The 12,517-nt window shown below is 63.1% G+C and carries 13 protein-coding genes; 5 read left to right on the top strand and 8 right to left on the bottom strand.

The window, feature by feature from the left end; translation table 11 throughout:
• Positions 1–103: 103 nt before the first annotated feature.
• The 6 genes from ABH924_RS06895 to ABH924_RS06870 form a co-directional block, all read right to left on the bottom strand.
• The gene (locus ABH924_RS06895) at positions 104–1,210 is read right to left on the bottom strand and encodes a BMP family protein (RefSeq protein WP_234751284.1); all 1,107 of its coding nucleotides are present in this window, start codon (positions 1,208–1,210) and stop codon (positions 104–106) included.
• Positions 1,211–1,490: 280 nt separating this feature from the next.
• Positions 1,491–2,510: an NADP-dependent oxidoreductase gene (locus ABH924_RS06890; protein ID WP_404497785.1), complete on the bottom strand. Its 1,020-nt coding sequence runs from the start codon at positions 2,508–2,510 to the stop codon at positions 1,491–1,493.
• Complete coding sequence (locus tag ABH924_RS06885) at positions 2,507–2,938, bottom strand: organic hydroperoxide resistance protein (protein ID WP_234751280.1); 432 nt, start codon at positions 2,936–2,938, stop codon at positions 2,507–2,509. Before ABH924_RS06885 ends, ABH924_RS06890 begins: the two co-directional genes overlap by 4 nt.
• Positions 2,939–2,984: 46 nt before the next feature.
• On the bottom strand, positions 2,985–3,419 hold the full coding sequence (locus tag ABH924_RS06880) for a MarR family winged helix-turn-helix transcriptional regulator (RefSeq protein WP_234751279.1): 435 nt from the start codon (positions 3,417–3,419) through the stop codon (positions 2,985–2,987).
• Between the two features lie 313 nt (positions 3,420–3,732).
• On the bottom strand, positions 3,733–4,932 hold the full coding sequence (locus tag ABH924_RS06875; RefSeq protein WP_234751277.1) for an amidohydrolase: 1,200 nt from the start codon (positions 4,930–4,932) through the stop codon (positions 3,733–3,735).
• Between the two features lie 76 nt (positions 4,933–5,008).
• A complete protein-coding gene (locus ABH924_RS06870; protein ID WP_234751275.1) occupies positions 5,009–6,142 on the bottom strand; it encodes a mannose-1-phosphate guanylyltransferase in 1,134 nt (377 codons plus the stop codon).
• A gap of 238 nt (positions 6,143–6,380) precedes the next feature.
• Between ABH924_RS06870 and sdhC the strand changes: the two genes are divergently transcribed.
• The 5 genes from sdhC to ABH924_RS06845 all read left to right on the top strand — a co-directional run bounded on the left by sdhC (position 6,381) and on the right by ABH924_RS06845 (position 10,782).
• Positions 6,381–6,761 (top strand): succinate dehydrogenase, cytochrome b556 subunit, encoded by a 381-nt coding sequence (sdhC, locus tag ABH924_RS06865; RefSeq protein ID WP_234751273.1) that lies wholly within the window; start codon positions 6,381–6,383, stop codon positions 6,759–6,761.
• A gap of 3 nt (positions 6,762–6,764) precedes the next feature.
• Positions 6,765–7,229, top strand: a complete 465-nt coding sequence (locus tag ABH924_RS06860) for a succinate dehydrogenase hydrophobic membrane anchor subunit (RefSeq protein ID WP_404497784.1) — start codon at positions 6,765–6,767, stop codon at positions 7,227–7,229.
• 91 nt (positions 7,230–7,320) lie between these two features.
• The gene (gene sdhA, locus ABH924_RS06855; RefSeq protein WP_234751269.1) at positions 7,321–9,120 is read left to right on the top strand and encodes a succinate dehydrogenase flavoprotein subunit; all 1,800 of its coding nucleotides are present in this window, start codon (positions 7,321–7,323) and stop codon (positions 9,118–9,120) included.
• A 1-nt stretch (position 9,121) separates the two neighbouring features.
• A complete protein-coding gene (locus tag ABH924_RS06850) occupies positions 9,122–9,904 on the top strand; it encodes a succinate dehydrogenase iron-sulfur subunit (RefSeq protein ID WP_078105990.1) in 783 nt (260 codons plus the stop codon).
• Positions 9,905–10,017: 113 nt separating this feature from the next.
• Entirely contained in the window at positions 10,018–10,782 is a 765-nt protein-coding gene (locus tag ABH924_RS06845; RefSeq protein ID WP_404497783.1) for an alpha/beta hydrolase family protein, read from the top strand.
• Positions 10,783–10,785: 3 nt separating this feature from the next.
• On the opposite strand, the gene ABH924_RS06840 is transcribed toward ABH924_RS06845, so the two are convergent.
• Positions 10,786–11,691 carry a YihY/virulence factor BrkB family protein gene (locus ABH924_RS06840; protein ID WP_404497782.1) on the bottom strand — a complete coding sequence of 302 codons (906 nt, stop codon included), beginning with the start codon at positions 11,689–11,691 and terminating at the stop codon, positions 10,786–10,788.
• A 133-nt stretch (positions 11,692–11,824) separates the two neighbouring features.
• A complete protein-coding gene (locus ABH924_RS06835) occupies positions 11,825–12,517 on the bottom strand; it encodes a 2'-5' RNA ligase family protein (RefSeq protein ID WP_404497781.1) in 693 nt (230 codons plus the stop codon).

Raw genomic sequence — 12,517 nt, 5'->3', positions numbered from 1 at the left:
CGGCCAAGGAGTGTCGAAGAGCAAATTGAAGGCAACGCAGAACGCGCTGCCCTTCTGCCAAAACTCGGCTGAAGGGCAGCGCGACGCGGTTTAGCCCGGATTATTACTTGGGGCTGGACTTCGATTCGACCTTGACTGCGCCGGAGATGATGTCCTTCTTCAACTGGTCAAGATCGCTCTTCATGTCAGCCGGCACTGCGGAGTCGAGATCGTGGAACGGGGCAAGCGCCACGCCCCCGTTGTCGAGCGTGCCAACGTAGGGGCTGGGGTCGAACTTGCCGTCCTTGTCAGCTTTGATGACCGTTTCGACGGCGGTCGCCATGGTCTTCTGGACCGAAGTCAGGATGACCGACTTGTAGGCGGGTGCGGTCAGGTAGCCATCCGAGTCGACCCAGATCAGCTTTGCGTCCGTGCCCTTTGCCTTGGCGTCGAGGATCGCACTTCCGGCGCCTGCTCCAACCGGACCAGCGACGGGAAGCACGACGTCGGCCCCTTGGTCCAGGAATCCCTGGGTGAGGACCTTGCCCTTGTCGACCTGCTTGAAGTCGCCGACGAACGTTCCGTCCTGCTTGTCCTTGTCCCAGCCAAGAAGCTGGACGGACTTGCCCTTCTTCTGGTTGTAGTACTTCACGCCGTCAGAGAAGCCGTCCATGAAGATGCTCACGGTGGGGATGTTGAGACCACCGAAGGTCGCAACCTTGCCGGTCTTGGAAGTGCCGGCGGCGAGGTACCCGGCCAGGAACGCGGCCTGGGCAGTGTTATAGACAATCGGCTTGACGTTCTTCGGGAAGGTGGGGTCCGAGTAGTCGATGATGGCGAAGTGGCTGTTCGGGTTCGCCGTCGCAATGTTCTTCGTGGCGTCGCCCAGCAGGAAGCCGACCGTAACCGTCAGCTTGCAGCCTTGCTGGACCATGGAACGAAGGTTGGGGTCGTAGTCCGTGTCGGCCTTGGACTGGACGTGCTTCTCCTGGATGTTCAGGTCCTTGGCTGCCGCCTGAAGGCCTTCATAGCCTGACTGGTTGAACGACTTGTCATCGAAGCCGCCGGAGTCGGACACCATGCATGCGGTGTAGTCCGACTTGGTGGCGCTGCCCGAGCTCGAAGCAGACGGTGCGCTACCGCAGCCTGCCAGCAAAAGTGCAGCGGCGCCCGCAGTTGCGACGCCTGCAAATGAACCGCGCTTTAGGGTGGCACGCAGTGATTGCTTCAATTTTCCTCCAGGAAGAAAGTGATTGATGCTACGACAGTTGGTCAATGAGTGTCCGTTTCGAAAACTCGAGTCTGAAATTCTGTTTTCACTGATGCTTCGCAGCACTGCGCCAGGGGCGCACTGATGGCACAACTTTAGTGGGATTGAACACACCCGGGTAACACAAAAGCCCAACAACCCGAAGATTGTTGAGCTTTTGTTACCAAGCAGTAGTGGAACTCCCAGCCAACGGTCCTAGGATGCCCGCCCGCCGGGACCGGTACTCAGTGCAGGATCATACTCAGTGCAGGCGGACCAGCATCTTGCCGGTGTTGGCTCCATCCAGGAGATCGATGAAGGCCTGCGGCGCGTTTTCCAGCCCGTCGACGATCGTCTCGTCGTAGCGGACCGTTCCGTCCGCCAGCCATCCGGCCATCTTCTCGGCGAACTCAGCGGCGTGCTGGCGCTGGCCGCTTACGAGGAAGCCACGGATGGTCAGTTGTTTTCCGATCGCCACGGCCAGGTTCCGCGGGCCGGGTGTGGGCTCTGTGGAGTTGTACTGGGAAATGGCACCGCACATTGCCACGCGGCCACCCACTGTGAGGACTGCGAGGGCAGCCTCGAGGTGTTCGCCGCCGACGTTGTCAAAGTAGACGTCGATGCCGCGCTCCCCCGCCGCCTCACGGAGTTGCTTCGCCACCGGACCGTCGTGGTAGTCGAAGGCCGCGTCGAAGCCGAGTTCCAGCAAGCGCGCCACCTTCTCCGGGGAACCGGCGCTGCCGATCACCTTGGAGGCGCCCATGGCCTTGGCGACCTGGCCGACAATCGAACCCACTGCGCCTGCGGCACCGGAAACGAAGACGACGTCCCCGGCTTTGAACTCGGCCACCTTGAGCAGCCCGGCATACGCTGTCAGGCCCGTCATGCCGAGCGCACCGAGGAACGCCGACGTCGGCGCCAGGCCGGCCGGAACCGGCGTCGCCTTTGCCGCATCCACCACGGAATATTCGCGCCAGCCGAACTGGTGCACGACGACGTCGCCCACCTTGAGCGCCTCGGAACGGGACGCGATCACCTCACCCACCGCACCGCCGTCGAGCGCTGCGTCGAGCCGGAAAGGTGCCGAATAGGACTTCACGTCATTCATGCGGCCGCGCATGTAGGGATCGACCGACATGAACTCGTTGCGGACCAGGATCTGGCCCTCCTGCAGCTCCGGCAGCTCGGTCTCGGCCAGCCGGAAGTTCTCCTGGACAGGGCGTCCCTGCGGGCGGGATGTCAGCTGGATTTCGCGGGTGCTCTTGGGAACAGCTGCGCTCATGCGGCCACCTCCACAAGCTTGATGTCGACGGCGATGTTCCCGCGGGTCGCGTTGGAGTAGGGGCAAATCTGGTGGGCCTTGGCCACGAGCTGCTCGGCGGTTTCCCGGTCGAGGGCAGGCAGCGCGATCTCAAGCTCCGCGGCGAGCCCGTATCCCTCGCTGCCCTCCAAGGCACCGAAATGGATCTTGGCTGCGACGGCGGAATCACTGAGATCCACGCGGGCCTTGCGTCCCACCAGCCTGAGTGCCGAGTGGAAGCACGCCGCGTAACCGGCGGCGAAGAGCTGCTCGGGGTTGGTGCCCTGGCCGTTTCCGCCCAGTTCCACCGGGCTGGCGAGTGCTACGTCCAGCTTGCCGTCACTGGTGCGTGCGTTGCCTTCGCGGCCTTCACCGGAGGCAAGCGCCTCGGCTGTGTACAAAGTCTTCACTGTGGTTCCTTTTCCTTTGATGGGATGGACGTGTTGGGATGGACGATCAGATGGCTGAATGGAGGGCGGCGGTGAGCCGGCCCAGGGTGTCGTGAAGCTGCGCAAGCTCGGCTGCGCTCAAGCCGGCGGCGTCGGCGAGGCGTTGCGGAACAGCCCCCGCCCGGGCACTGAGGGCCCGCCCGGCATCGCTCAGGTGGATCTCGACGCGACGCTCGTCCTCGGCTGAACGCCGACGCTCCACGAAGCCCAACGCTTCAAGCCTCTTGAGCAGCGGCGACAGGGTGCCCGAATCGAGTCCCAGCTCAGTCCCCAGTTCCCGGACGCTTCGCGGCTCGTTTTCCCAGAGCACCAGCATCACGAGGTATTGCGGATACGTCAGTCCAAGCTCCTCCAGCACCGGCCGGTAGACCGCCGTCGCCGCCTTCGAGGCGGAATACAGCGCGAAACAGACCTGGCGGTCGAGGCGTGGGGCTTCACTCATAGCCATAACGATAGCTCACAATTAAATTGTGCACAACTCAATTGGCTCCAACAACGCCCGCTCACAAACAAGCCCACCCCCGGCAACGCCCGCTCACAAACAACCCCAAACGACGGGATCCTCCTGCAGATGATCTGCAGAAGGATCCGCAGCCTTTCGACCAAAAGTGAGCGAGCGTCCTCCGTCGGACCCATATTGGTGAGCGAGCGTCCTTCGCCGGACCCACATTAGTGAGCGAGCGTCCGCCGCCGGACCCACATTGGTGAGCGAGCGTCCTTCGTCGGACCCATATTGGTGAGCGAGCGTCGCAGTTTTAGAGATCCCGGATGGTTCGCAGCGCGGCGGCGGCCAGGACCTGGATCGCGAAGCCGAGGGCACGCTCGTCCACAATGAAGTCACCGCGGTGAAGATCGTATTCCTCGCCGCCGGGCGTATGGGTCCCGAGCCGCATCATGGCACCCGGCAGGTCGGCCAGGAACCAGGCAAAGTCCTCGCCACCCATGGACTGGGGCGTCAGGACGACGGCGTGCTCGCCGAGTTCCGCACGGGCCGCTGCCTCGATGAGGGCCGTCTCGTGTTCCGAGTTGACCACGGGAGGGACACCGCGGGTGTGCTCGAGGTGCACGTCCACCCCGTACGGCGCGGCAACTTGCTGGACGACGTCGTCGAGCAGCTCCCCTGCGCTATGCCAAGCGTCCCTGTCGAGGCAACGCATGGTGCCGGCCATGTAGCCGTTGGCTGGGATGGCGTTGGGTGCGGAACCTGCCGCGATCTGGCCCCACACGACCGAAACGCCACTGCGCACATCCACGCGACGGGACAGAACGGCCGGGACATTGACGGCGATTTGGGCCAGCGCGAAGACCAGGTCTTCGGTCAAATGCGGACGGGAAGTATGGCCGCCACGTCCGGTCAATTCGATTTTGATGGTGTCCGAGGCCGAGGTGATGGCGCCGATGCGCGTGCCGATCTTGCCGACGTTGATCCGCGGATCGCAGTGCAGCGCCAGAATCCGCGGGACACCCTGGAGCACGCCCTGCTCGATGCAGGACAGGGCACCGCCGGGCATGGTTTCCTCTGCCGGCTGGAAGATGATGCGCACCGTGCCGCCCAAAGGGGACTCCTGGTGCATGGCGTGCAGCACCAAGGCAATGCCGAGCATGCTCGTGGTGTGGACGTCATGCCCGCACGCGTGGGTGACACCGTGGTTCTTCGACGCGAACGGAAGACCCGTCTCTTCGATGATCGGGAGGGCGTCGATGTCTCCGCGCAGGGCGGTGGCGATGGGCCCCGCGCCGACGTCGACCGTCAGCCCCGACCCTTCCAGCCGACGGGGTTCAAGTCCTGCCGCTTCGAGCCGTTCAACCAACTTGTCCGTGGTGCGAAATTCCTTGAAGGAAAGTTCGGGGTGCGCATGCAGGTCCCTCCGGAATTCAATGAGTTCCGGCAAGAGATCGTCAAGCCATGGCTTCACCACAGGGGTCGGCTCGGTTTCGGTAGTGAAATTGCGCACCTCACAACTCTAGTCATCCGCGCCCCCCGAATAGCGAAAGGGGTCTCTTGGTTACGGACAGCGCCGCTGGAGGCCCCTAGAGAACGTCGGTGTCCCCGCTAGCCTTGAGTGCGTCCACCGCACCCTTGACCCGCTGGGCGTGCTCCTTCGTGGTGACAAGCAGCGCGTCCGGTGTATCGACGATCACGACGTCCTTGATCCCGATAAGGGCGATCACGCGCTTGGTATCGGAGACGACCACGCCGCTGGCGTTCTCAGTGAAGACACGGGCGCCTTCGCCGAGGACCGTCACCTCATCGACGTCGCCGGCATTGTTGAGGCGACCGATCGCGGCGAAGTCTCCGACGTCGTCCCAGCGGAAAGTACCGGGCACGACGGCGACATCCCCCGCCGCTGCGGCGGGTTCCGCCACGGCGTAGTCAATGGCAATCTTCGGCAGCGTGGGCCACACCCGAGCGGTCACTTCATCGCGTTCCGGGGTGTCCCAGGCGTCGGCGATTTCCTGCAGCCCGGCAAACAAGACCGGCTGGTTTGCCTCCAGGTGCTTGAGCATGAGTGCAACGGGGGCGACGAACATGCCGGCATTCCAAACGTAGTCGCCCGTCTCGAGGTACTTCTTCGCGATGTCCTCGCTCGGCTTCTCGACGAATTCGACAACAGCGTGCGCGTTCGGTGCGTCGTCAATATTGAGCAAGTCGCCGGTGCGGATGTAACCGAACCCGGTCGAGGGGTGCGTGGGTTTGATGCCGATAGTGACGATTTTTCCGGCTGCCGCAGTGTGGATGGCCTCGCGGACCGTTTCCTGGAAGAGGTTGTCCGGGCTGATGACATGGTCGGCGGCGAAGGAACCCATGATGGTGTCCGGGTCGCGACGGTAAAGGATGGCGGCGGCGAGACCGATCGCGGCACCCGAGTCCTTCGGTTCGCTTTCGAGGACCAATTCGTCGTCGCCCACTTCGGGAAGCTGGCGGCAGACAGCAACCCGGTGCGCCACACCCGTAACCACCAGCACGCGGTTCCCGGCCAATGGCTCGAGACGGTCGTACGTAGCGCGCAGAAGGGTGCTTCCCGAACCCGTGAGGTCATGCAGGAATTTGGGCGCAGCAGCACGCGAAAGCGGCCATAGGCGCGTGCCTACTCCGCCGGCCGGAATAACCGCGTGGAAGTGGCGCAATGGCGATTCGAGGCTTGCAGCGTTTTCTATACTCACCGCAACACCTTATCGGACACCCGCGCAAGTCCCACTTTGTGGTCTTCGTCTCACCCTCGCCGTGAAAAGGCCGGAATTCAGGCGAACACCCGCACTCTCGTTACAAGAAGGGGCGCCTAAATTGAATAAGCTGTGAGCGAAGCCTAGATTTAGGCTGAGCTACGAGTGCTCTCGCGGCTGGCGTTCCCCCCGCATGGATCCCGTGCAAGCGCCGCTGTGTTGCAGGAAGGTTTATTCAGTGCCGACAAAACCAGCTGGCACCTTGTACCGCGGCCGTGAAGGCATGTGGTCCTGGGTTGGACATCGCATTACCGGTGTTGTGATCTTTTTCTTCTTGTTGGTCCATGTCCTGGACACCTCATTGGTGCGTGTGTCCCCGGAGGCCTACACCGCCGTTATCGGCGCCTACAAGAACCCCCTCATGGCCCTGGGCGAGACGGGCCTCGTCGCAGCGATCGTTTTCCACGCCTTCAATGGCCTGCGCGTCATCGCCATTGACTTCTGGAAGAAGGGCGCAAAGTACCAGCGCCAGATGCTGTGGACCGTCCTGGCATTGTGGCTGGTTGTCTTCGGGGCCTTCGCCATCCGCCACTTGTCCCTCGCGCTGGGAGGCCACTAAGCCATGAGTACTGACATTCAGACACCCCGTAGTGGAAAAATTTCTCCGCAGTACCGTCGCGGCACCGGTTCCAAGGGGAACTTTGAGATGTTCGCGTGGCTGTTCATGCGGCTCTCCGGCGTCGTGCTCGTAGTGCTGATCTTCGGCCACCTCTTCGTGAACCTCATGGTGGGCGAGGGCATCCACGGCATCGACTTCGGCTTCGTGGCCGGCAAGTGGGCCGACCCGTTCTGGCAGTTCTGGGACCTGGCCATGCTGTGGCTCGCCATGCTGCACGGCACCAATGGCGTCCGCACCATCATCAACGACTACGCCGAGAAGGACGCCACCCGCCTCTGGCTCAAGGTGGTCCTTTACGCGGCTACGGTCGTCATCGTCGTTCTCGGCACACTGGTGATCTTCACGTTCAACCCGTGCCCCGTCGCCAACGGCGTTCAGCTGCCCGGCGGGTTCTGCCCGGCGCCGTAGCGCTCCGCTGCACCACCGGCTAGTCCGGCTGTGCACAATACGCGGAGCAGGCTCCGCCGACCATCTGACTTAGAGAGAAAGAGCATCTGGTATGCAGGTCCATAAGTACGACGTCGTTATTGTCGGTGCCGGCGGCGCCGGCATGCGCGCCGCGATCGAATCCGGTCAGCGCGCACGCACCGCAGTACTGACCAAGCTCTACCCCACCCGTTCCCACACCGGCGCAGCCCAGGGCGGCATGTGTGCAGCCCTGGCCAACGTCGAAGAGGACAACTGGGAGTGGCACACATTCGACACCATCAAGGGTGGCGACTACCTGGTTGACCAGGATGCAGCCGAGGTCATGGCGAAGGAAGCCATCGACGCCGTGCTGGACCTGGAGAAGATGGGCTTGCCGTTCAACCGCACGCCCGAAGGCCGCATTGACCAGCGCCGTTTCGGTGGCCACACCCGTGACCACGGCAAGGCTCCGGTCCGCCGCGCCTGCTATGCAGCAGACCGCACCGGCCACATGATCCTTCAGACGCTGTACCAAAACTGCGTCAAGCACAACGTTGAGTTCTACAACGAGTACTACGTCCTGGACCTGCTCACCGTTGAGGAAGACGCCGTCCGCGAAGACGGAACGCCGTACAAGCAGAAGCGCGTTGCCGGCGTCGTGTCCTACGACCTCGCCTCCGGCGAATTGCACGTTTTCCAGGCCAAGTCGGTGGTGTTCGCCTCGGGCGGCGCAGGCAAGGTCTTCAAGACCACCTCCAACGCCCACACCCTGACCGGTGACGGCATGGGTATCGCCTTCCGCCGCGGAATCCCGCTGGAGGACATGGAATTCTTCCAGTTCCACCCGACCGGTCTCGCAGGCTTGGGCATCCTCCTCTCGGAAGCCGCTCGCGGCGAGGGCGCGATCCTTCGCAACTCCGAGGGTGAGCGCTTCATGGAACGCTATGCCCCGACCATCAAGGACCTCGCTCCCCGCGACATCGTGGCCCGTTCCATGGCAAACGAAGTCCGTGAGGGACGCGGCTGCGGCCCGAACAAGGACTACGTCCTCCTCGACCTGACGCACCTTGAACCGGCCCACATTGACGCGAAGCTTCCGGACATCACCGAATTCGCACGCACTTACCTCGGCGTCGAACCGTACACGGAACCGGTTCCGGTCTTCCCGACGGCGCACTACGCCATGGGCGGCATCCCCACCAACATCACCACCGAGGTCCTGCAGGACAACGACACCATCGTGCCGGGCCTGTACGCAGCCGGCGAAGTTGCCTGTGTCTCCGTCCACGGCTCCAACCGCTTGGGTACCAACTCGCTGCTGGACATCAACGTCTTTGGCAAGCGTGCGGGCATTGCCGCCGCCGAATACGCCAAGACGGCTGACTTCGTGGAGCTCCCGGAAGACCCGGAGGCATACACGCTGGATCTGCTGAACCACGTCCGCACTTCGGATGGCGGCGAAAGGGTTGCCGCCATCCGCAAGGAACTGCAGGACACCATGGATGCCAACATGCAGGTGTTCCGTACTGCGGACACCCTGAACCAGGTGCTCACGGACATCGCGTCCCTCGAAGAGCGCTACCAGCGCATCAGCGTCCAGGACAAGGGAAAGCGTTTCAACCTTGACCTGCTCGAAGCGGTGGAACTGGGCTTCCTGCTGGAACTGGCCAAAGTCATGACAGTTGCTGCCCTGCACCGCGAGGAGTCGCGTGGAGGCCACTTCCGGGAGGACTTCCCGGAGCGCGACGACGAAAAATTCATGAAGCACTCCATGGCGTATAAGGATGAGCACGCCCCAGCGGACGGATCTGCGGAAGCAATCGCGGGCATCCGACTCGGCACCAAGCCTGTTGTCTTTACGCGCTACGAGCCGATGGTGAGGAAGTATTAAGATGTCTGCTGAACTTGCTGAGCCAGCATCCAAGATCGAGCTGCCCGCGCACATTGGTGGAGGCGGGGAAATTCCCACCTTCAACATCACGCTGCGAGTGCGACGCTACAACCCCGAGGTCTCGGAAGAGCCCGTATGGGAAGACCACCAGCTGACGATGTACGGCACCGACCGCGTGCTGGACGCCCTGCACAAGATCAAGTGGGAAATCGATGGCTCGCTGTCCTTCCGCCGTTCCTGTGCACACGGCGTTTGTGGCTCCGACGCCATGCGCATCAACGGCCGTAACCGCCTCGCATGCAAGACCCTGCTGAAGGACCTGGACACCTCCAAGCCCATCACCGTTGAGCCGATCAAGGGCCTCCCGGTGGAGAAGGACCTGATCGTGGACATGGAGCCGTTCTTCCAGTCCTTCCGCGAGGTCATGCCGTTCCTGATCAACAAGGGCCACGAGCCCACCAAGGAACGCCTGCAGTCGGTCGAGGACCGTGAACGGTTCGACGACACCACCAAGTGCATCCTGTGCGCTGCCTGCACGTCGTCCTGCCCCGTGTTCTGGACGGACGGTCAGTACTTCGGCCCGGCCGCCATCGTGAACGCGCACCGCTTCATCTTCGATTCCCGCGACGATGCCGGTGACATGCGCTTGGAAATCCTCAACGACAAGGAAGGCGTGTGGCGCTGCCGCACCACCTTCAACTGCTCGGAGGCTTGCCCGCGTGGCATCCAGGTGACCCAGGCCATCGCCGAGGTCAAGCAGGCCATCCTGGCACGCAAGATCTAGTCCAAAATTTAGATTACGACGACGACGGCGTCCCCTTGGCGGGGTCCGCCGTCGTCGTTGTTTAAGAGTCGCTCGGGAAATCCGGGCAACCCGCAAAACGAAAGGCGGACAGGGTGTCCAAATCCGTGAAGATCAGCTTCGAAGGCAGCACCGGAGATCTCCTGGCAGGGATCGTGGACGTTCCTGAGGGCCCGGTCCGGGGCTGGGGTGTGTTCTCCCATGGTTTGACCCTCGGCAAGGACAGCCCGTCAGCCTCGCGTATCTGCAAGGGCTTGGCGGATCTCGGCGTCGGTATGCTTCGCTTCGACAACCTTGGACTGGGCGACTCCGCCGGCGAATGGTCCGCAGGATCGTTCAGCGTGAAAGTGGCAGACACCATCCGCGCCGCCGAGTTCATGCGTGCCGATGGCAAGGAAATCTCCCTGCTCGTGGGCCACTCCTTCGGCGGGGCGGCTGTGTTGGCTGCCGCCCTCAGCCTCCCCGAGGTTCGGGCCGTTGCGACTGTCGGCGCCCCGTACGAGCCCAGGCACGTGGAGCACATGTTCGACGCCGAAGTCAGCACGATTCTCAGCGAAGGCAGCGCAGAGGTCAACCTGGGCGGCAGGCGCATGGAGGTTCGCCGGCACTTTGTGGAAGACGTGGAGCAGGCCGACCTCAGGGACTGCATCCGTACCCTGCACCGACCTCTCCTGGTGCTGCACTCCCCCACAGACAACACTGTGGGCATCGACAATGCCAGCGAGATCTTCCAAACGGCACGGCACCCGCGCAGCTTCATTTCGCTCGAAGGCAGCGACCACCTGTTGACGGGCAAAGGACAAGCCGCCCGGGTTGCAGGGATCATCTCGGCCTGGGCCGAGCAGTACCTCGGCGACTAGGCCTTACTTGGCTTTCTCAGGGAATGCTTTCGCCGGGAAGGAATGCGGCGAAGGGTGCCGTGATCCGAGGGCCGGCTTGGGGTGCTCGTGGACGCCCGTGTCCGCTTCCCTGATGGCCGCCCAAGCCGCGGAGATCAAATAGACCTGGCTGACCAGGTTGAACCAGATGAGAAGCCCGATGATGATGGCAAATGAGGCCAGAATAGGATTCCGTCCGGCATTCGCCAGCAACTCCGTGCTGAAGATCTGGAGGATGGTGGTCCCGATACCGGCCAGCACTGTTCCTTCCAGGAACGCTTGGCGGCGAAGTTTCAGGCGGCCTGCAAAGCGGAACATGATGACCGCCGTCGCCCAGTTGAGGACCAGTGGAACGGCAGTGCGAACGAGCCAGGTGACGGGGCCGGCCACGGCGTCGGACAACCCGAGCCGTTCGATGATCCATCCGGCCGCTGTCCCGAACACCAGCGAAACACCGGCGCTGACCACCAAGGCTGCGCCGAGCAGCAGGAGGGTACCGGCGTCGCGGGCTTTCATGAGCAGTGGGTTCTCTTGCACGGGCTCCAGCCCGGAGACTCCGCGAAGACCCTCCCGGATCCCCGCGATCCAGCCGAGCGCGGTAAATACCGTGACGACGGCGGCTATGGCAGCCGTCCAGCCGAGGCCCGTGGGATTCAGGAGATCATGCGGGTCCACCAGGCCGTTGCCTCCGCTGGTTTTCAGGAGTCCCGGGGCCGCCGTGGCGACGCTCGAGACGATTGAATCAACCAGTTGGGGCTGCCCGTTGAGGACCAAGCCGGTCACGGCGAATCCCGTGGCCAGCAGGCCTGTGATGGAGAAGAACATGGTGAAGCCTATGCCGGCGCTCAACAGCGGACCATGGCGCAGGTTGTAGAGGTTGAAGGCGCGCATCGGCCGGAAGTTGCTCAGCCGGGCGAGGGCCAGGTTGATGAACGCCGGTATTGTGGCGCCTCTATTGCCTGAGCGCCGGGCTTTGCCCCATTCGACCTGACAGTGAATGAGCTGCAGCTTCAGCTGCGCCCCTTCAGTCGGCAGTGGTGGCCTCTCCGCCTGCTGCCGGTCGTTGTGCTGTGCTTTTCCGTGATGGGTCTGCGTCGCCGCCAAAGTCGAGCTCTTCCCGTAGCTGCCAAATGCCGTTGTCGTCGTGCTCGTAAAGTCCCATGCTAACCACAGGGAAGGTGGCGCTGTAGTTCTTGAGCACCGTTTCGGCCTCGTCCAAGCTTTCGGGAGCGACGTCGTGGGCTACCGTCACGTGCGGGTGGTAGGGGAAAGGAAGATCGCGTTCCAGGGGGCCGGTCTGCAGTTGTTCGTGCAGGCCCACACACTCCTCGAAACCGTCTTCGACCTTCAGGAACACCACCGGGGATACCGGACGGAAGGAGCCCGTGCCGGAAATCGTGATCTTGAACGGTGTCTGTCGACGGGCGACGTCGCGAACATGCTCGAGGGTGGCTTCCCAGTCCTGGGCAGGCGTGGTGGTCACGAGGGTGATGTGGGCCGGGATCACGTCCGCCATGGGATCACCGAAGGAAGCGCGCCATTTCTGGAGTTCCTGGGCGACTTCCCGAGGGAAACCCAGGATGACCCCCACGCAGAGGCTGTCCCCGCACGCGCTGGCAGACTGGTGTGCGCCCGTGTCCAGGCGGGCATCAGTGGCCCGGCCGGCTCCCCTTGAAAGGGAGCCGACCTGGACGCTGAGCTTGCCAGCTGCGCACAT

It is taken from the genome of Arthrobacter sp. GAS37, from assembly GCF_044908325.1.
In the GTDB taxonomy this organism is placed as follows: domain Bacteria; phylum Actinomycetota; class Actinomycetes; order Actinomycetales; family Micrococcaceae; genus Arthrobacter; species Arthrobacter ramosus.
This window is presented reverse-complemented; position numbering and strand designations above follow the sequence as displayed.

Bases quoted from the DNA above. Each gene is read 5' to 3' on its own strand.
- ABH924_RS06880 (WP_234751279.1), bottom strand. From the start codon at position 3,419: ATGAGTGAAGCCCCACGCCTCGACCGCCAGGTCTGTTTCGCGCTGTAT.
- ABH924_RS06890 (WP_404497785.1), bottom strand. From the start codon at position 2,510: ATGAGCGCAGCTGTTCCCAAGAGCACCCGCGAAATCCAGCTGACATCC.
- ABH924_RS06850 (WP_078105990.1), top strand. From the start codon at position 9,122: ATGTCTGCTGAACTTGCTGAGCCAGCATCCAAGATCGAGCTGCCCGCG.
- ABH924_RS06835 (WP_404497781.1), bottom strand. From the start codon at position 12,517: ATGTGCGCAGCTGGCAAGCTCAGCGTCCAGGTCGGCTCCCTTTCAAGG.
- ABH924_RS06860 (WP_404497784.1), top strand. From the start codon at position 6,765: ATGAGTACTGACATTCAGACACCCCGTAGTGGAAAAATTTCTCCGCAG.
- sdhA (WP_234751269.1), top strand. From the start codon at position 7,321: ATGCAGGTCCATAAGTACGACGTCGTTATTGTCGGTGCCGGCGGCGCC.
- ABH924_RS06840 (WP_404497782.1), bottom strand. From the start codon at position 11,691: ATGCGCGCCTTCAACCTCTACAACCTGCGCCATGGTCCGCTGTTGAGC.